Below are 18,032 nucleotides of genomic sequence, written 5' to 3' on the forward strand. Positions count from 1 at the left end.
TTTCTTGCAATTACGCCGCGTTTCGGCCGGCCCCGCCCGCGGCGGCGGCCATGATGCTTTCCTGGGTCGCGCCCGCGGCCTCGAACAGGCCCGCGCCACGGCCTTCGTGAATGACGAGAATGCGATCGCTCATGGCCAGTACCTCCGGCAATTCGGACGACACCATGACGATGGCGACACCCGCGGCGGCCAGTTCATTGATGATGTGATAGATCTCGGCTTTGCCGCCGACGTCCACCCCGCGGGTCGGCTCGTCCAGCAACAGCACCTTGGGCGGCACGCTCAGCCATTTGGCGAACACCACCTTTTGCTGGTTGCCCCCGGAAAGGGATTTGACATCGAGCTCGGCGTCCCGCGTGCGGATGCGCAACTGTTCGATCAGTCCGGCGACGGCCCGCGTCTCCTTGCGCGCCGCGATGACACCGGCGCGGGCAAAACGGCCAAGATGCACGAGCGTCGCGTTCTCCCGGACGGACATGCCCAGCACCAGCCCCTGCCCTTTGCGGTCCTCGGTCACGAAGGCCAACCCCGCGGTGATCGCATCGCCCGGGCGCTTCACGTCCAGCGGTTCGCCGTCGAGCCAGATACGCCCGGCGCGGCGTCGCTTGACGCCAAACAGGGTCTTGAGGATTTCGCTGCGCCCGGCGCCCATCAGGCCGGCGACCCCCAGCACCTCGCCGGCTTTCACTTCGAACGAGATATCGGAAATCTGCTCACCGTCGGACAGTCCCTCGACGCGCAGGCGCACCGAGCGGGGCACCGTATCGCGTCTGGGGAAGCGGTCCTTGATCTCGCGACCGACCATCAGCCGCACCACCTCGTCGAAATCCGTCTCCGCGATACGCCGCTCGCCAACAAAACGCCCGTCGCGCAGTACGCTGATCGCATCGCAGATCCGGAAAATCTCCTCCATGCGATGCGAGACATAGACGATGCCCACACCCTGCTCCCGGAGCGTCCGCATCAACGCGAACAGGGTGTCGATTTCCCTCTCGGTCAGCGCCGCAGTGGGCTCGTCCATGATCAGGATCCGGGCATCCATGGCCAGGGCCCGGGCGATTTCCACCATCTGCTGCTGGCCGATCGACAACAGCCCGGCTTCGGTTTCCGGATCGATATGCCCCACACCAAGGGCGTTGAGCCGGCTCTGCGCCGCCTTGCGCATCGCCTTGCGGTCGATCACCCCAAAGCGTGCCGGCTCGCGACCAAGGAACAGATTCTCCATCACGGACAACTGCGGGATCAGGTTCAATTCCTGATGAATGATGGCAATACCGCGTTGTTCCGCCTGCCGCGTGGAACGGATCGTGGCCGCCTCGCCATCGACCAGAATCTCGCCGGCATCGGCGCGGTACACGCCGCTGAGAATTTTCATCAAGGTCGATTTGCCGGCGCCGTTCTCTCCCATCAAGGCATGAATTTCCCCGCCTTTGATGGAAAAATCCACGGTCTCGAGGACATGCACCGGGCCGAAGGCCTTGCTGATGCCTCGCATCTGGACATTCATCGACGCCTCCTCAGAAAATCACACCAGAGTATAAAATAACATTGGCATACGGAGTACATTCGCCGGTGCGAATAACCACCCGGGCCTGCCGGCACCGCTCCTTGAACAGCTCGTGACTCACATACTCAACCTGCACACCGTCGTTCCCAAGATCTTCCGCCAGTCCCGTCACCGCCGGGTTACTGCCCCGGCACTCCTCGGCGAACAGTGCTCGTTCGCACTGAAAATCGGCGAGGATACTGTCCAGCACCTCCGGAAACCCCGGATTTCCCCGACCGAAGGAAAGGTCGATGCATTCGACGCCCGGCGGAATGGGCAGACCGCAATCGGCGATCACCAGACTGTCGGTATGTCCCATACCGGCGAGGACGCGCGCGATATCGCGATTCAGATGACCCAATTTTTTCATGGTTGCCGCTCCAGAAAACCTGTCAATTGATCGAGCTCGGGCATGCCGCCTTGCGCGCCTGGCCGGGTAACGGACAACGCGCCGGCGGCATTGGCCCTGCGCACCGCCTCGGCAAGGCCGAGCGGCAGGAAGGTGGCCAGCGCGCCATTGAAAGTGTCGCCGGCGCCGGTGCTGTCCACTGCGGTGACCTCATACCCCGGCTGGTGGCGCAGCGTTCCGTCGCTCGCAACGAAACAGGCGCCCTCCTTGCCACGGGTCATGACGGCCCGTCCGGGCAGACGCGCCAGCAACGCCGGCCAGTCGTCTTCCGCCCCGCCCAGCGCCACGGACAGCTCATATTCATTGGGGGTCAGCAGACTCACGCGCGACAGCAGCGCCTCGGACAGCGGCATGGCCGGCGCCGGGTTCAGAACAAACGGCTTGCCGTATTTCTCAGCCAGCCGCGCCGCATGCTCGACCGTCTCCCTCGGGACTTCCAGTTGGGCAAGAACGATATCCGCATCGGCGAACGCCTGCCCGGCGGCATCAAGGTGCGCCGGCGTCAGGGCATGATTGGCGCCGGGAACCACGATGATCGCGTTGTCCGCGCCGCAGACGGTGATCATGGCCACCCCGGTCGCTTCGGTCACACGGCTGATCCAGCGCGTATCGACGCCCTCGCTGGCAAGTCCGGCGAGCAAGGTGTCGCCAAAGGCATCGTTGCCCACGCAACCGATCAGACTGACACTCGCCCCGAGCCGGGCGGCGGCCACGGCCTGGTTGGCGCCCTTGCCGCCCGGATACGTCGCGAACGCCTCGCCCAGCAAGGTTTCGCCGAGCCGTGGAAAGCTCCCGGTCCTGACGACCAGATCCATATTGATGCTGCCCACTACCAGTACACGGGTCATGGTTTTCCTCCTTCCATGCCCCGGCACAGGCCGGGACAGATCCGAATCGTTAGCTAAAACGTAATCAGCACTGCGCAACTTATATCAGAGGACGGGGTCTGCGGCCAAGGAAATACGCCAAATTTTGTAATTTATGCACTACGTGAAGAGATTAAAATACGACAAATCCTCATCGATTCCATCCCAAAACCCGGGTTTCCCCCAAACTGACAGCGTGTTCTGTAGTCTCTTTATGTAAAGATTTCTAATCATGATCGTGCAAACCTGCCAGAAGCCCGTGGCGCGGACAGCCGTCCCGACCCCCCTTCCACGGTCCGACGCGGCAAGCCTTGCTGCTGCACTGCGTTTTGTCATAGATTCAATCATCCCATCGGCATTAAGCACCCATGATCACTTCTTCCTCGCTTCCAGGCGGTCTGGCCATCAGCCCGGCCCGTGGCGAAGAGCTGGAAAGCGTCCTGCGCCAGGTATGCTTCGATCTCTTCGAAAAGCAGTTGCCCGGCGCTATCGTGATCAACCGCGATGCCCGCGTGGTCTGGCTGAGCCGCAGTTACGCCCAATTACTGGGTCTTGCCACTCCACTGGAAGCCATCGGCCAGGACGTGCGGCAATTACTCCCGGAAACCCGTCTGCCGGAAGTCATCGGCACCGGCCAGCCCCTGCTGCTCGATTTCATGCGTTACCGGGATAAAACATTTGTCGTGACCCGGCTGCCGATCCTCAATGAGGATGGCCAGATCCAGGGCGCGGCGGGCATCCTGCTGTACGAAACGTGGGAGCCGCTCAAACCGATGGTCGACAAGTTCGATCTGTTGCAGGCGACACTGGGCAAGAGTCGGCAACCCCGCAACCAGCAGCGCCAGGCCCGCTACACCTTGAAAGACATCATCGGACAAAGCCCGGCCTGCCTGCGCATGAAAACCCTGGCGCGGCGCGCGGCCGATCTTGACACCACCGTTCTGCTGCTGGGAGAAACCGGCACCGGCAAGGAATTGCTGGCCCAGGCCATTCATGCCGACAGTCTGCGCACCAACAAGCCTTTCGTCGCGCTCAATGTCGCCGCCATTCCTGAGACGCTGCTCGAAGCGGAGTTTTTCGGGGCGGCGCCGGGAGCGTACACCGGAGCCGACCGGCGCGGCAGGGAGGGCAAATTCAAGGTTGCCCACGGCGGCACGCTGTTCCTCGACGAGATCGGGGACATGCCCTTGGCGTTGCAGGCCAAGTTGTTGAGGGTGTTGCAGGAACAGGAGATCGAACCGCTGGGCAGCAATGCTCTGGAGAAAATCGACGTGAGGGTGATCGCGGCCACCAGCCGTGATCTGGGGGCCATGGTGGAGGCCGGGCAGTTCCGGGCCGATCTGTATTACCGCCTCAATGTCCTGCCCATCGAATTGCCGCCGCTCAGGCAACGCATCGGGGACATTCCGCTCCTCGCCAGAACCATGCTCGAAGAAATCGGCAAACGTTGCGGCTATCCGCGCCGCAGCCTCAGCCCCCCGGCGCTCGACTGGCTGACACAGCAGCCTTGGCCGGGAAATATCCGCCAGTTGCGCAATGCGCTGGAGCAGGCATCGATGCTATCCGACCACAACGAACTGACGCTCGCCGACTTCGCTCCAGGGGCGCGGCGCGCGCAGCCAGTCCGCCCGCTCGCCGACACCCTGGCCCGGGCCGAGCGCGAGGCATTGATCGACGCGCTGGCGGCCGCTTCGGGCAACAAGACCGAAGCGGCGCGCCTGCTGGGACTCGGACGCGCCACCCTGTACGAGAAACTGGCGGCGCATGGCCTCCGCTAACCGTCAATCAGGAACGTTCAACCGCCCATTCCGGAACACGATGGCCTCCGCGGCCGCCGGAGAGGCGACCGGCGCGGGCAGGTTGGCGGCCGTCAGGGTCTCGCCGGAGCTCGAGCGAACCGTGGTGCGCACCACCTGGCTCTGCGGCAAGGGCGCGCCGTTCTTCATGAACGCCCATACCGCATCCAGCGCGCGTTGACCGTAAACATGCAGTGGGATGAAGCGCGTAGGAAAACCCGGCAAGGACAAAAACCCGTCGAAATGCTGGGCGTGCGTCACCTCGATATAACGCAGCCTGCTGGCGGCGCCGTCCCGTTGCTGATTGAGCGCGTAATAGGCGCGCGCGCCATGGTTGACGGGAATCAGCGCATCGGAACGGCCGGCCACGATGATGCCCGGCACTCCGTGCAGCCGCCCTGTCGCCTTGACTTCGCTCACGCCTTGCGCCACCCGGTCCGCCAGCAGTTTCTCGTTACCGGTCAACGCCGCGCCCGTGACCGGGTCGACGCCCGTGGCGAGCTTGCGCAGGCAGATCGCGCCGTCGATGTTGTAGTCGGCCAGTTGCGTCGACGGGGACACCGAAACAGGATCGGCCAACGCCCCGCCATAGGACAGATTGTTGATAACAGAAATCCCGCCGGTCGGCGGCACGCCATTCGCCGTACCGTATATGCCCGCCAACCGGTCCGCCGGCGGCGCGATGACCACGCCGCCGGTGCCCGTGAACGCAAAACTGTAACCGCACAGATTGTCGCTCACCGCGAAGCGTCCGTAGGCATTGGCATAGGTCAGCGCCACGCCCAGTGTCGCGCCCAGTCCGTAATGACTGGCATGCAGCGCATCGGCATCGGGTGTCCAGCCGGCGGCGAGCAGCTTGTTGTAGGCATCGGTCGACCGATCGGAAAGCGTCGCACCGCTGACCAGGCCCTTGGCGGCGAGGCTGGCGCAGCGATCGGTCGCCGTCGCCGTGTTCAGGGCGACAGGATAGGCGGAACCCGAGCCGGCAAGGTTCGGGGATTGCGCGGCGCAAGGCTGATACAGATTCGCCGCGGTGAAGTAATCGATCAGAGACTTGCCGATGGCACTCTGTGGGCGCCCCCCCTGAACGATCGCCAGTCCCGTCATGTCATCCGGCTGAATTTGCGGTTCACTGACCGCCACCGCGCTGATCAACCCTTTGGTGTCCGCTTCGACCGCTCTTAACGCGGATCCCGCTCCGTTGGATACGCTGGAGGCGATCACCAGCACCTTGCCGGGCAGCGCATAATCCGCCAGCCGTTTGCCGCTGGCGGTTTTGCCGCCGTATTTTTCGTTGAGCACCCAGAAGGCGAACTCGACCGCGCGCAGGGTATCCCGGCCCCAGTTTTTTTCCGGGTTTTGGCCGGAGTGCGCGTGCTTGACGGCCTGACGGCCGGGGTACGCGGCGTTGAACGCCGCAAGATCGGCGCCGGCCAGCGCACTGGCGAAATTGGCCTTTTTTCCCGCCGTCTGCCGCGCGGAACGGGTCCCGTCGATCAGGTTGACCGTATCGGACATCAGGTCATGCACACCGACGCCGCCGCCCTTGTCGGTATAAGCCACCGCGCAGCCATGCTTGAGGCCCCATTCGCCCGACGCGGCAATCGCTCCGTAGACACCCCGGGAACCCGGCGACGTCGCCGTGACAACGCAAGGCGACGCCCGGTTGAAGCTCGCCGGCAACTGCACCATCAACGTCACATTCTGCTGTCCGGATCCGTCATCCGCGAAAGCGAGATACTCCTCGCCGGCGACCATTCCCTCTCCCAGCGTGTCCTGGCCGTTGATATCGATATTGGGACCGTACAGACTTCCATATCCACCGGTCGTCGTCATGTCGACCAACGCCCGGTAATTGTAATAAATCGCCGTGCGGCGCAATTCGGCCGCAGTGGGATTGAGCGGATCGGCGTATGTCGGCACCGTTCCGCTCAGCCCACTTTTGCCAAGGCCCGCGGTCAGCAGATCGTCGCTGCGGCCGTCATAGGATTTCTGCGTCACGGTACCCAACCAGGAAGGCTTGGTATTTTCCGTGCTATTGGACGCGCCGGAACTGCCGCACGCCGACAGCAGTCCCGCCGCCGTCAGCGCCGCCGGCCAGAACAGCAGGGGTCCCGCCTGTTTCGTCAAAATAAGCATGAGTTTCGTCTCCTGATCCTTGCGATGGAAGGTTGGCCGGAACGGCCCACGTCCCGGCGATCAGAAACTGCGTTTCATACGATGGACGATCTCGCCGACGATGCCGCGACGGAACGCCATCACGCACAACACGAAAATGGTGCCGATGGTCACGGTCACCCAGGACCCCAGAGAGGACAGCTCGTGGTGCAGGGTCACGACAAGCACCGCCCCCACCACCGGACCGAGCAGCGTCCCCATGCCACCCAGCAAGGTCATCAAAACGACTTCGCCGGACATGTGCCAGGACACGTCGCTCAGCGATGCAAGCCCGACGACCAGAGCCTTGGTCGAGCCGGCGAGGCCCGACAGCGCCGCGGAGAGCACGAAAGCGGTCAGCTTGTAGGCGTCCACCCGGTAACCCAGCGACAGGGCGCGCGCTTCATTTTCCCGGATGGCCTTGAGCGCCTTGCCGAAAGGGGAATGCACCGTGCGCCAGATCAGCCAGTGTCCGGCGCAGGTCACCGCGAGCACAAAGGCGTAAAGCGCGAGCGGCATCGGCCCGTAGCCCAGATCCACTGTGGCCGCCAAATCCACCACACCGAACAGACTGCCGCGAGGAATTCCCTGCAAACCGTCTTCCCCGCCGCTTTGCGGCAACTGCAGGCAGGTGAAAAACACGATCTGGGCGAGCGCCAGCGTCACCATGGCGAAATAGATGCCCTGGCGGCGGATGGCGACCGCTCCGATGGCCAGCCCCAGCACCCCCGCCCCGGCGGTGCCAAGAAGAATGCCGGCCTCCGGAGGAAAGCCCCAGACCTTGAGCGCATGACCGCACAGATAGGCCGCGCTGCCAAAGAAGCAGGCGTGGCCGAAACTGAGCAGTCCGCCGAACCCCAACAAGAGATTGAAGGCCCCCGCGAACAGCGCGAAGCACATCAATTCCATGACAAAGACGGGGTACAGGAAAAAGGGTGCCACGACGCCCAGAGCCAAGGCAAGGAAGCACGGCAGATAGGGGGAGTTCAGTGTGTTCACTTTCGGATCCTGGCGGGGAGGTTTGTCGGAAACCACGATGGCCATGGTCAAATCTCCTTGCCGAAAAGGCCGGTCGGACGCCACAGCAGCACCAGCGCCATGACAATGAAGATCACCGTATTGGCCAGAGGCGGGTAAAAGACTTTCACCGTACCTTCGATCAAGCCCAGCGCCAAGCCGGTCAGGATAGCGCCCATGATGGATCCCATGCCGCCGATCACCACCACGGCAAAGACCACGATGATCAGATCGGCGCCCATTTTCGGGCTGACCGAGTAGATCGGCGCCGCGACCACCCCGGCCAGTCCCGCCAGCGCCACCCCGAGAAAATACGTCAGGCTGCGCAACATCGGCACATCGATGCCGAAAGCGCGCGCCACATCGGGGTTTTCCGTGCCGGCGCGCAGGTAGCTGCCAAGCCGGGTGCGTTCAATCACGAACCATACGGCGAGGCACACCGCGAGCGACAGCGCGATGGAAAACAGCCGGTAACGCGGAAAGAACATGAAACCAAGATTGACGGCGCCGTCCAGAATGGGGGGCTTGCCGCCATAGGGTTCGCCCGCCACATTGAAGTAGTTGGTGAACACCCCCTCGAAAATCAGCGCGAGGCCGAATGTCAGCAGCAATCCGTACAGATGATCGACCTGATACAAACGCCGCAGCATGGTTTTTTCGACCGCGACGCCGATGAGGCCGACCAGCACCGGAGCGACGACGAGCGCCGGCCAGAATCCCAGTCCGAACGCTTCGCTGCCCAACAGCCTGGGCAGATAATCCAGCCCGATCAGCGCCACGAAAGCTCCCAGCATGTAAAACGCGCCATGAGCGAAATTGACCACATTGAGCATACCGAAAATCACGGCGAGTCCGAGGCTGAGCAAGGCGTAGAACGCCCCGTTATTGAGCCCGAGCATGATCTGCGACAGCACGGACGAAAGGGAGATATCCATGTCTCGACCTTAAAAAAACGGCAAGGCAAATCGGATTCCCCCTTTGCGCGAAAGGGGGAAACGGAACGCATCCTTACTTCTTGATCAGCGGACACTCGCTGGCCGACAGCGGCTTGAACGCCGTATCGCCGGAGATGGTCGCCACGAGCTTGAGCTGATCCCACGGCCCCTTGGATTCGGACGGCTTGATCACCTCGACCAGGTACATGTCGTGCACCATGCGCCCGTCGGCCCGGATCACCCCTTTTTTCGCGAAAAAGTCGTTGATCGGCATGGCGCGCATTTTCTTCATCACGGCATCCGCCTCGTCCGTACCCGCCGCCTTCACCGAGTTCAGGTAATGCATCGTCGACGAATACACCCCGGCCTGGGTCATGTTCGGCATGAAGCCGGCCTTGGCGAAGAATTTCTTGCCGAACGCCTCCATTTCGGGATTGAGCTCCCAGGAATAGGCGGTGGTGAACTTCATGCCCTGCGCCGTGGCGAGTCCCAGCGCCTTGACATCGGTATCGAACACCAGCAGCCCGACCAGTGTCTGCTTCAGTCCGAATTCCTTGGCCTGCTTCACCGCGTTGACAAAATCGCCGCCGGCGTTGGCAAGACCCACGACCCGGGCACCGGAGTTCTGGGCCTGCAAGAGGTAGGATGAAAAATCGGTGGTGGACAACGGGTGCTTGACGGTACCGAGTACCTTGCCGCCCATCGCGGTAACGATGTTCGCGGCGTCATTTTGCAAGGATTGCCCGAACGCGTAATCGGCCTGCAGGAAAAACCACGACCCCTGCCCCTGCTTCATCAGGGCCGTGGCCGTGCCCTTGGCCAGCGCGTAGGTGTCATAGGCGTAATGCACACCGTAGGGGCCGCACTCCTTGTTGGTCAGCGCGGTGGAACCGGCGCCGTTATTGATGGTCACGCGCTTTTTCTCGGTGCCGAGGCGCTGCACGGCGATACCGACACCCGAGTTGGTCAGGTCGTTGATCATCGCCACGCCCTGGGTATCGAACCATTCGCGCGCCTTGCCCACCCCGATATCGGCCTTGTTCTGGTGGTCGGCGAATACGATCTGGATCGGGCGTCCGAGCACTTTGCCACCAAAATCGGCCGCGGCCATCTCGGCGGCGATCACCGATCCCTTGCCGCCGACGCCGGCATAGACTCCCGACATGTCGGTCAGAATGCCGATCTTGAGAGGACCGCCGGCCGCCGAAGCCAAAGCGGGGGCCGTCATGGCGCAGGCAAGGGCCAGAGTTGTCAATCGTGCATGCATGGTGTGTCTCTCCGTTGTTGTGATGCGATACATGACAAAAAACGCGGAACCCCGGCTATACGCCGAGATAGCGGTCCAGCCGCGCCTGGCTAGCCGACAAGTCGGCGGCTTCCACCACATCGACCACCTGCCCGTGCTCGATCACGTAATGGCGGTCGGCGATGGTCGCGGCGAAGTGGAAGTTCTGTTCGACGAGCACGATGGTGTAACCGCGCTCCTTGAGAAGACGGACGCTTTCGCCGAGCTTCTTGACGATGACGGGCGCGAGTCCCTCGGTGATTTCGTCAAGCAGCAGCAGGCGGGCGCCGGTGCGCAGGATGCGCGCCATCGCGAGCATCTGCTGTTCGCCCCCGGACAGACGCGTGCCGGGGCTCGCGCGCCGTTCCCACAGATTGGGGAACAAGGCGTAGATTTCCTCGAGCGTCATGCCATCGCTGCGCACCCGGGGCGGCAGCAGCAGGTTTTCCTCGACGGACAGACTCGCGAAAATCGCCCGCTCCTCCGGACACCAGCCCACGCCAAGATGGGCGATTTTGTGGGTCGGCAGACCGACCGCCTCGCGGCCGTTGATCATCACCGAACCGGAACGTCGTCCGGTCAGGCCGAGAATGGCCTTGAGCGTCGTCGTCCGTCCCGCCCCGTTGCGTCCGAGCAAAGTCACCATCTCGCCGCGATGCACGGCAAGATCAATCCCGTGCAGAATGTGGGACTCGCCGTAAAACGCGTGCAGCCCCGTCACGCGCAGCATTTCGCCCTGATGATCGATCACATCACGCATGAGCGGTCTCCTCGCCGGCCGTCACACCAAGATAGGCTTCGCGGACTTTGGGATCGGCGGATACGGTTGCGTAGTCGCCTTCGCTGAGCACCTGGCCGCGCGCCAGCACCGTGATGCGGTCGGCCAGGGTCGACACGACTTTCAGGTTATGCTCCACCATCAGGATGGTGCGGCCTTGCGCCGCCTTGCGGATCAGCGCCGTGACCCGATCCACGTCTTCGATCCCCATGCCCTGGGTCGGCTCGTCAAGCAGCATCAGCTTCGGGCGCAAGGCGAGCGTCGTGGCGATTTCCAGCGCCCGCTTGCGGCCGTAGGCCAGCTCGCCGGCCAGCACATGAGAGAAATCCGCGAGGCCCACGTCGTCGAGCAGCGCCATGGCCTCGTCGGTTAACGCATCAAGCTCCCGCTCGGATCGCCAGAAACGGTGGCCTCCTCCGGCCAGCCTCAACAGCGCCACGCGCACGTTGTCCAGCGCGCTCATCTCGGGAAACACCGCGCTGATCTGAAAGGACCGGATCAACCCCTTGAGCGCCACCTCGGCGGGCTTGAGCGAAGTGATGTCTTCCCCGTCGTAAATGACCCGGCCCTGGCTCGGGGGCAGGAACTTGGTCAACAGATTGAAAACCGTGGTCTTGCCCGCGCCATTCGGCCCGATCAACGCATGGATACTGCCGCGCCTGACGGTGAGATTGACGCCGCTCACGGCGGCAAAGCCGAGAAACGACTTGCCCAGGTCGCGGGTTTCGAGAATGATGTTTTCGTTCATGGGCGCTCCGGTCACTGGCCGCCCTGCCGCGACTTTTCGCGCAGCAGGAATTTCTGGATCTTGCCGGTGGAGGTTTTCGGCAAGGCGCCGAACACCACCTGCTTCGGGGTCATGTAACCGGCCAACCGTTCGCGGCAGAACGCGATCAGTTCGGCTTCCGTCACCGGCGCCGCGCCGTCTTTCAGGGACACGTAAGCGCACGGAACCTCCCCCCACTTCGAGTCGGGTTTGGCCACCACGGCCACCTCCAGAACTGCGGGGTGCTGATAGAGCACGCTCTCGATCTCGAGGCTCGGGATGTTCTCGCCCCCGGAAATGATGATGTCCTTGGAACGGTCCTTCAACTCGATGTATCCGTCCGGATGCAGCACCCCAAGATCGCCGGAGTGGAACCAGCCGCCGGCGAACGCCTCGGCGGTGGCCCGCTCGTTTTTCAGATAGCCTTTCATGACGATATTGCCGCGGAACATCACTTCCCCCAGCGTTTCGCCATCCGCATCCACCGGCTGCATGGAGTCGGGATCGAGCACACTCACCGCCTCGAGCACTGGATAGCGCACCCCCTGGCGCTTGAGAATGCTCGCCTTGGCCTCCTCGTCCAGCCCGTCGAACTCCGGCTTCCACACACAAAGCGTGGAGGGGCCGTACGTTTCGGTCAGCCCGTACATGTGCTGAACCCTGAAGCCCAGCGCCTCGGCCGCGCGGATCACCGGCACCGGCACCGGAGCGGCGGCGGCATTGAAGTGCACCGGACGGGGAAACAAGCGTCGCAGCTCGGCGGGCGCGTTGATGAACATCGACAGCACTACGGCGGCGCCGCACATCAGATTGACGCCATGCTCGGCGATCATCGGGTACATGGCGGCGGCCTCGACCTTGCGCAGGCAAACCGACGTTCCGCCCACCGCGGCCAGCGTCCAGACAAAGCACCAGCCGTTGCAGTGGAACATCGGCAGGGACCACAGCTTGACGGTATCGTGGGTCAGGCCGGTTGCCAGGGCATTGGACAAGGCGTTCAGATAAGCGCCCCGGTGGTGATACACCACGCCTTTGGGATTGCCGGTGGTGCCCGAGGTGTAATTGAGCGAAATGGCATCCCATTCGTCACGCGGGTTGAGCCATGGCGCATCGCGGCTTCCTTCGGCCAGAAGGTCGTCGTACAGCAGATCGCCAAGCCTCTCGCCCGTGTCGTACTCGCTGTCGACAATGTCGACCAGCAAGGGCCGGGAACGGGCCAATTGCAACGCCTCTTTCGCCAACGGCGCGAATTCGCTGTCCACCAGCCAGGCTTTCGCCGCGCCGTGGTCCAGCTGGAAAGCCAGGGTGCGCGCATCCAGCCGGTAATTCATGGTATTAAGCACCGCGCCGGTCATCGGTACGGCGAAGTGCGCCTCGATCATTTCTGGAATGTTCGGCGCCAGCACCGCCACCGTGTCGCCGCGCCCGATCCCCCGGGCGGCGAGAGCCGAAGACAGTCTGCGACAGCGGTCGAAGGTGTCGCCCCAGCCATAGCGGCGGCGACCATGGATCACGGACGGGTGGTTGGGCCAGATCTGGGCGGCCCGCGCAAGAAACGTGATCGGAGTCAGCGGAACATAGTTGGCCGGGTTGCGGTCGAGGCCAAGTTCATAGGCATTGCCCATCTGGCACGGTCTCCTGTTTGTGCTTGCCGGATCGGAACCGGCATTGACCGCCCTCTTTCTTGCAAACCCCGTGCCAACGTCATCGAAAAACACTCAATCCATTGAATTCATTGAACAATGATTTCAATAAAGCTGAAAGAATGCCGGTTTCAAATGATTCATCCCGGGAAAAGTGTCCGATCGCCCGGTCAACCAGCCAAGGCGGCAAGCCAGACGTCCATGGATTCGCCAGTCACTACGTCCGTCATTCCGGAAATACTTGTCCGTTTTTCCGGAATTTCATGATTCTTCACAGAAGCACGACGGCTCCGCCTCCTTTCCGGTGCTGTCCTATAGTGAAACAGGCTGTGACATGACCGACTGGAGAGCGTGATGAATCGCAGACTGTTTCTCTGTTCCGCCGCCAGCGGATTGCTGGCCCTGTCGGGCCGCAGCCCGGCAGGACAGGCGCCTTCCATCGCCCTGATTCTCAAGTCAATGAAAAACGAATTCTTCGTGCTGATGGCCGAAGGCGCGCGCAGACACCATGCCAGGCGCACAGCCGACTACACGCTGACAGTGGATGGAGTGCAGGAGGAGACCGATACGCGCGGGCAGGAGGTTCTCATCCACAAGGCGCTGACGCGCCGTGCCGATGTCCTGATCATCGTGCCGGCCGACTCCACGACAATGGTTCCTCCACTGCTCAAAGCCATGGCGGCCGGCGTGCTGGTGATCAACATGGACAACAAGCTCGATGACAGGACGTTGGCCGGCGCCGGCGTCAATATCCCCTTTGTCGGGCCGAGCAACTTCATGGGAGCGCGCAGCGTCGCCGAATATGTCGCCCGGCAACTGAAACCGGGCAGCAAGGCAGGACTCATCGAAGGCGCGCCCGGATCCATCAATGCCAAGGCGCGCAGCGATGGCTTCCGCGAGGCGCTGCGCGCGGCGGACATAGCGGTCGCCGGCATGCGCTGGGGCTATTGGGATACCTTGCGGGGCAAACAGGCCGCCCTGGAATTGATTGACGCCGCGCCGGGCCTCGCCGCCTTGCTGTGCGGCAACGACAACATGGCCATCGGCGCGGCCCAGGCGGTTCAGTCCCGCAATCTGACCGGCAAAATCCTGATCGGCGGCTACGACAACATCCCCGCCATCCGGCCATTGCTCGCCTCCCGAAAGGTCATCGCCACGGCGGATCAGCACCCTGAACTGCAGGCGGCCTATGCGATCGATCTGGCGCTCAATGCTGTCCGGCAGCGGCTCTTGCAACCCGATATGCCTTCCATTGTCCAGACCCCCGTCCAACTCGTCACAAAGGCATGATCCATGCGCCACTCCGTCCGGCCTCGCGCAGCCGCGCTGGCCATTCTGCTGGTGCCCGCCGTCGGTATCGCCGCCACGCCCCTGCGCATCGTGGCCGAGGACTATCCGCCTTTCCTGCGCGACACGGGGAAGGGCCTGACGGGTCCTTACGCCGACGCATTCCGCCTGCTGATGCGTCGCCAGGGAGTCGAGGTCAATTATCAGACCCTCCCCATGAAACGCGTCTTCCAGCAGGTCGCCATGCAGCCGGGCACCTGCGCGCTGGCGGTGAACTACGCTCCCGGAGAAGCGGAAACGTTGATCTACGTCGGCAAGGTCGCGCCCATTACCTTGACGGTCTATGTCCGGCAAACGCAAAGCGAGCCGATCACCAACATCGAGCAACTCCGCTCGCGCCCGGTCGGTGCGATCAATATCGCCGAAATTCGCGATCTGCTGGGTACGGCCGGCATCGCGTTCACCCCGGTCGACAGACCCGCGCTGGGCATACCCATGCTCAACGCCGGGCGCTTTGACGCCTTCATCAGCGATACCCGCCCGGATGTGCAGTTCATCGGCGGCAGGGGCAGGCCGGTCAAGGCCTTCACCCTCGCCCGGGCAGAACGATGGGTCGCCTGCCATGCCGCCATGGCGCCAGCCACCCTCGCCATGCTCCGCCGCGCCTTGCGCGAGGGGGTATTCGCCGCGGAAACCCTGCCGGTCTGGCACAGTTACGGCATGGACAGCTTTTTTCTGGAAACGCGCCAGCAATGGCTGCAACCGGCCAACTGAATCATCCTCACCGGCGCGACACGGACTCCCAGACCACGCTTCCCCCCAGAACCGTCCCGCCCGAGACGGGAATCGCCGTGCGCCGGTTGGGGCCGGCCTCCCAGACAACAGAGCCGTCCTCGTTCTTGCGGTAAATCTTGTACTCGACCGTTTTACCCGCCGGCAAATTGACCCGGCCGCGCCAGACAGGATAAGTCTTCGCGTCCAGAGGAATGCCAAGATCGGTATGCCAGCCGCCGAGCGCCGGGAGGTTTCCGGTCAGGTAGACATGTTGGCCCGGGCGGGTCTGCGCCGTGAATGCCAGCTCCGCGGCCGCGTCTCCCGGCGCGGGGGGAACCACGCAGTTGCCGTAGCGCTGGCACACGGCCTGCGGCATGTCGACGATGCGCCCGGCCGCCATCGAGGCGATCAGCGTCATGTATTCGCCGAGCGCCCACCCCAGAGGCGCGATGCTGCCGGTGGGGGAACCCGGCGCCGCGCCGGCCGGATTGAGAACCGGCCAGGAGCCGGCCACGCGCGTCGCCAGCGACCAGACTTGCTCAGGCAAAAAGCCTTCCGGTGTCGTGAAGCGTCCAAGCTGAGCCAGATAGGGGGCTCCGGCCGAACCGCGACCGGTGCGAGCTATCTCCGCCATGGCGCGTTCGGCGGTGAGAATCGGCCATAAGCGCCCGACTCCGGTGCCGTCATAGGGACGGCCATCGTTATGCTCCCCGTAGCCGTCGAAGGCATAGCGGAACCAGGCCAATGCCGGCAGTCCGCTCCCCGGACTCTGTCCCAGCACCCGGTCCAGCACGGCGAGCGATTCGCCGATCACCGGGTCGTTCGCGCCTTTCACGCCAAAACGCACCAGTTCGAGAAACCCGCCGTCCACCACTTCACGCGCATCGCGCGAGCCGCCGCCGTTTTTCACCTCCAGGCGTTGCGGCGAGTCCGGACCGAAGCGCGGCGAACCGTCCGGCGCGGACGGGGACGGATTGAGCCGCAGGAAGTACCGGCCGTTGCCATACGGGCCGGTTGTCGTCATGGTCCAGCGCTCGACATTCCGCTGCCAGCGGTCCGCTGCGGCGAGATAACGCCCGGCGCGGGCGAGGTCGCCCTGCGCGCGCGCCATGTCCGCGGCGCAGACCAGGCCGGCAATGCCGGCCGCCAGGGTCGAGGGCGAATAGCCGTCGTTTTCCTCCCAGCGCTCCTGCTGCGTGCGCGGGCCGTTGGCCAGCAGGTAATCCGCGGTTTGACGGATGCGCGGCCACAACGGCGCGTAAACGGATGCGCCAAGACGCCAGGCCAGCACCAGCGGCATCGCCTGCTCGTCCATCTGGGTGGCGTTCCAGTAAGGGCGCCCGTCGATCCAGGCATTTTGCGGAAAACGTCCGATCCGGCTGAATCCGCCGGGACACGCCTCGGCCCGGAATGCCGGGTCGCCGCAATCGGTCTGCTGCTGCAGTCGGGTGAACAGGTACCGGACAACCCGCGCCGCCGACGCCGAATCTCCCGCGCTGATCAGCGCATTGGCGTACTTGGCCAGATCGCGCGGCCAGACAAGGTGGTAGCCACCGGCATTGGCATCGTTTTGCGACTCCCCCCACGGCGTGCCCAATCCCGCGACCATCGCCCCGCTCGCCTTGTCCTGCAGGGTTTTGAGGGTCATGGCATAGAGGTAGTAACGATCGTCCGCGAGTCCCCGCTGAGTCGACAGCGACGCCGCATACCGCCGCCAGCCGGCATCGAAACGCCGGCGCGTATCGTCCATCGGCCCGGACAGTGCGGCCGAGGCCGTCTCTCCGGCCGCCTGCGCCGTGGCGCCGAACGCCAGTACCACGTCGAAGGTCATGCTCTGCCCCGTTTCCTGCTCCGTGGCGACTTGCCCCATCTGCGCGACATTGCCGGGCCCGGCGCGCTCGAAGCGCCAGTCCATGCGCTTGTCGGCAGCGCCCCCCAGAAGATCGGTCCAGCCGTCGCTGCGTCCGGCATAACCATTGGAAATGGCGGGTTGTCCGGCCACCATCGACCAGGGGCGGGACAGCGCGATGGCCGATGCGGAGCGACCGCCTTGCGCGACAAGCGCCATCCCGCTGTCCCGGCGCCGCAGGACAAACGCGGTGTCGTCCCGGCCATTGGCCGACAAGTAAGGCTTGAAGAGCAGGTAAAGGCGAAAATCGCTGACACGCCGGCCATCGAGCGCCGTGAACGTCACCCTCTGGATCAGCGCGTCGCGCGCGGGATCGGTGAAGATTTCCTTGTCCAGCCGCCAGCCGTGCTCCGGCGACGAAGTCGTCGCGAGCCAGCGCAGTGACCGCGCGTCAGGCCGGGTCACCCGGTACGGCTGGCGTTTTTCCTCATCCACGAATGTGGCCCCCCGGTCACCGACCAGAAACTGCAGATCGACGCTGGCGAGTGTGTCGGCCGCGGGGTAGTAGATTTCCGACACGATGCCGCGATAGCCGGTGAAATACACGTTCGATGCCGGCTCGGTCGCCGTGCCGATGAAGGACTTGAGCGCAGGCCCGTGCACAGGATCGCCGCCCGGCGCGCCGAAAGCATCGCCCGCCTGCGCCTGCGCACCCACCGCCAGAAAAAGCCCGATGGCCGCCCGCACGGGAAGGGACAAAAAAGTCATGCCCATGGTTTGCCTCTTGCAAATAGAATAATCGGCAAACTACACCCGCTCAATCCCGGTGCGCGACGCCAGTCCGGCCAGTTGACGCAAGCGGTGCACTGGTTGACACGCACTGTGTACCGGCTGCGAAAAACCCACATGTCATGTAACATGACC

The 18,032-nt window shown here is 63.7% G+C and carries 14 protein-coding genes; 3 read left to right on the forward strand and 11 right to left on the reverse strand.

The genetic code is table 11. The features are described from left to right. Positions 1-10 precede the first annotated feature (10 nt). From JNO50_RS17515 to rbsK, 3 genes are read right to left on the reverse strand one after another with little or no spacing between them, the layout of a single operon-like run. A complete protein-coding gene (locus tag JNO50_RS17515; protein ID WP_189534283.1) occupies positions 11-1,507 on the reverse strand; it encodes a sugar ABC transporter ATP-binding protein in 1,497 nt (498 codons plus the stop codon). Positions 1,508-1,517: 10 nt separating this feature from the next. Continuing rightward, positions 1,518-1,916, reverse strand: coding sequence for a D-ribose pyranase (rbsD, locus tag JNO50_RS17520; protein WP_189534281.1), 399 nt, complete (start codon positions 1,914-1,916; stop codon positions 1,518-1,520). Then, on the reverse strand, positions 1,913-2,803 hold the full coding sequence (gene rbsK / locus JNO50_RS17525) for a ribokinase (RefSeq protein WP_189534279.1): 891 nt from the start codon (positions 2,801-2,803) through the stop codon (positions 1,913-1,915). Before rbsK ends, rbsD begins: the two co-directional genes overlap by 4 nt. Before the next feature lie 386 nt (positions 2,804-3,189). On the opposite strand from rbsK, the gene JNO50_RS17530 reads away from it, so the two are divergent. Then, positions 3,190-4,599: a sigma-54 interaction domain-containing protein gene (locus JNO50_RS17530; RefSeq protein ID WP_189534277.1), complete on the forward strand. Its 1,410-nt coding sequence runs from the start codon at positions 3,190-3,192 to the stop codon at positions 4,597-4,599. Between the two features lie 3 nt (positions 4,600-4,602). On the opposite strand, the gene JNO50_RS17535 is transcribed toward JNO50_RS17530, so the two are convergent. The 7 genes from JNO50_RS17535 to JNO50_RS17565 all read right to left on the reverse strand — a co-directional run bounded on the left by JNO50_RS17535 (position 4,603) and on the right by JNO50_RS17565 (position 13,180). Further along, complete coding sequence (locus JNO50_RS17535) at positions 4,603-6,756, reverse strand: 3-hydroxybutyrate oligomer hydrolase family protein (RefSeq protein ID WP_189534275.1); 2,154 nt, start codon at positions 6,754-6,756, stop codon at positions 4,603-4,605. Between the two features lie 60 nt (positions 6,757-6,816). Continuing rightward, positions 6,817-7,818, reverse strand: a complete 1,002-nt coding sequence (locus tag JNO50_RS17540) for a branched-chain amino acid ABC transporter permease (RefSeq protein WP_189534273.1) — start codon at positions 7,816-7,818, stop codon at positions 6,817-6,819. A gap of 2 nt (positions 7,819-7,820) precedes the next feature. Then, positions 7,821-8,726, reverse strand: coding sequence for a branched-chain amino acid ABC transporter permease (locus tag JNO50_RS17545; RefSeq protein WP_189534270.1), 906 nt, complete (start codon positions 8,724-8,726; stop codon positions 7,821-7,823). Positions 8,727-8,799: 73 nt separating this feature from the next. Then, positions 8,800-9,993, reverse strand: a complete 1,194-nt coding sequence (locus tag JNO50_RS17550; protein ID WP_189534269.1) for an ABC transporter substrate-binding protein — start codon at positions 9,991-9,993, stop codon at positions 8,800-8,802. A 55-nt stretch (positions 9,994-10,048) separates the two neighbouring features. Further along, complete coding sequence (locus JNO50_RS17555) at positions 10,049-10,771, reverse strand: ABC transporter ATP-binding protein (protein WP_189534267.1); 723 nt, start codon at positions 10,769-10,771, stop codon at positions 10,049-10,051. After that, positions 10,764-11,537, reverse strand: coding sequence for an ABC transporter ATP-binding protein (locus JNO50_RS17560; protein WP_189534265.1), 774 nt, complete (start codon positions 11,535-11,537; stop codon positions 10,764-10,766). The genes JNO50_RS17555 and JNO50_RS17560 overlap by 8 nt, the downstream gene beginning before the upstream one ends. An 11-nt stretch (positions 11,538-11,548) precedes the next feature. After that, positions 11,549-13,180: an acyl-CoA synthetase gene (locus JNO50_RS17565; protein ID WP_189534264.1), complete on the reverse strand. Its 1,632-nt coding sequence runs from the start codon at positions 13,178-13,180 to the stop codon at positions 11,549-11,551. 372 nt (positions 13,181-13,552) lie between these two features. On the opposite strand from JNO50_RS17565, the gene JNO50_RS17570 reads away from it, so the two are divergent. Then, on the forward strand, positions 13,553-14,488 hold the full coding sequence (locus tag JNO50_RS17570) for a substrate-binding domain-containing protein (RefSeq protein ID WP_189534262.1): 936 nt from the start codon (positions 13,553-13,555) through the stop codon (positions 14,486-14,488). A 3-nt stretch (positions 14,489-14,491) separates the two neighbouring features. After that, positions 14,492-15,259: a substrate-binding periplasmic protein gene (locus JNO50_RS17575; RefSeq protein ID WP_189534260.1), complete on the forward strand. Its 768-nt coding sequence runs from the start codon at positions 14,492-14,494 to the stop codon at positions 15,257-15,259. 7 nt (positions 15,260-15,266) lie between these two features. Here the strand turns inward: JNO50_RS17575 and JNO50_RS17580 are convergent, their stop codons facing one another. Further along, positions 15,267-17,882 carry a glycoside hydrolase family 15 protein gene (locus JNO50_RS17580; protein WP_215796418.1) on the reverse strand — a complete coding sequence of 872 codons (2,616 nt, stop codon included), beginning with the start codon at positions 17,880-17,882 and terminating at the stop codon, positions 15,267-15,269. Positions 17,883-18,032: the final 150 nt, after the last annotated feature.

This window comes from Paludibacterium paludis, from assembly GCF_018802605.1.
Classification (GTDB): domain Bacteria; phylum Pseudomonadota; class Gammaproteobacteria; order Burkholderiales; family Chromobacteriaceae; genus Paludibacterium; species Paludibacterium paludis.

What these genes read in the sequence shown, in the direction of transcription:
- rbsK (WP_189534279.1), bottom strand. Translation starts at nt 2,803, where the DNA reads ATGACCCGTGTACTGGTAGTGGGCAGCATCAATATGGATCTGGTCGTC.
- JNO50_RS17580 (WP_215796418.1), bottom strand. Translation starts at nt 17,882, where the DNA reads ATGGGCATGACTTTTTTGTCCCTTCCCGTGCGGGCGGCCATCGGGCTT.
- JNO50_RS17575 (WP_189534260.1), top strand. Translation starts at nt 14,492, where the DNA reads ATGCGCCACTCCGTCCGGCCTCGCGCAGCCGCGCTGGCCATTCTGCTG.
- JNO50_RS17565 (WP_189534264.1), bottom strand. Translation starts at nt 13,180, where the DNA reads ATGGGCAATGCCTATGAACTTGGCCTCGACCGCAACCCGGCCAACTAT.
- JNO50_RS17530 (WP_189534277.1), top strand. Translation starts at nt 3,190, where the DNA reads ATGATCACTTCTTCCTCGCTTCCAGGCGGTCTGGCCATCAGCCCGGCC.
- JNO50_RS17535 (WP_189534275.1), bottom strand. Translation starts at nt 6,756, where the DNA reads ATGCTTATTTTGACGAAACAGGCGGGACCCCTGCTGTTCTGGCCGGCG.
- rbsD (WP_189534281.1), bottom strand. Translation starts at nt 1,916, where the DNA reads ATGAAAAAATTGGGTCATCTGAATCGCGATATCGCGCGCGTCCTCGCC.
- JNO50_RS17550 (WP_189534269.1), bottom strand. Translation starts at nt 9,993, where the DNA reads ATGCATGCACGATTGACAACTCTGGCCCTTGCCTGCGCCATGACGGCC.
- JNO50_RS17540 (WP_189534273.1), bottom strand. Translation starts at nt 7,818, where the DNA reads ATGGCCATCGTGGTTTCCGACAAACCTCCCCGCCAGGATCCGAAAGTG.
- JNO50_RS17555 (WP_189534267.1), bottom strand. Translation starts at nt 10,771, where the DNA reads ATGCGTGATGTGATCGATCATCAGGGCGAAATGCTGCGCGTGACGGGG.
- JNO50_RS17515 (WP_189534283.1), bottom strand. Translation starts at nt 1,507, where the DNA reads ATGAATGTCCAGATGCGAGGCATCAGCAAGGCCTTCGGCCCGGTGCAT.
- JNO50_RS17560 (WP_189534265.1), bottom strand. Translation starts at nt 11,537, where the DNA reads ATGAACGAAAACATCATTCTCGAAACCCGCGACCTGGGCAAGTCGTTT.
- JNO50_RS17570 (WP_189534262.1), top strand. Translation starts at nt 13,553, where the DNA reads ATGAATCGCAGACTGTTTCTCTGTTCCGCCGCCAGCGGATTGCTGGCC.
- JNO50_RS17545 (WP_189534270.1), bottom strand. Translation starts at nt 8,726, where the DNA reads ATGGATATCTCCCTTTCGTCCGTGCTGTCGCAGATCATGCTCGGGCTC.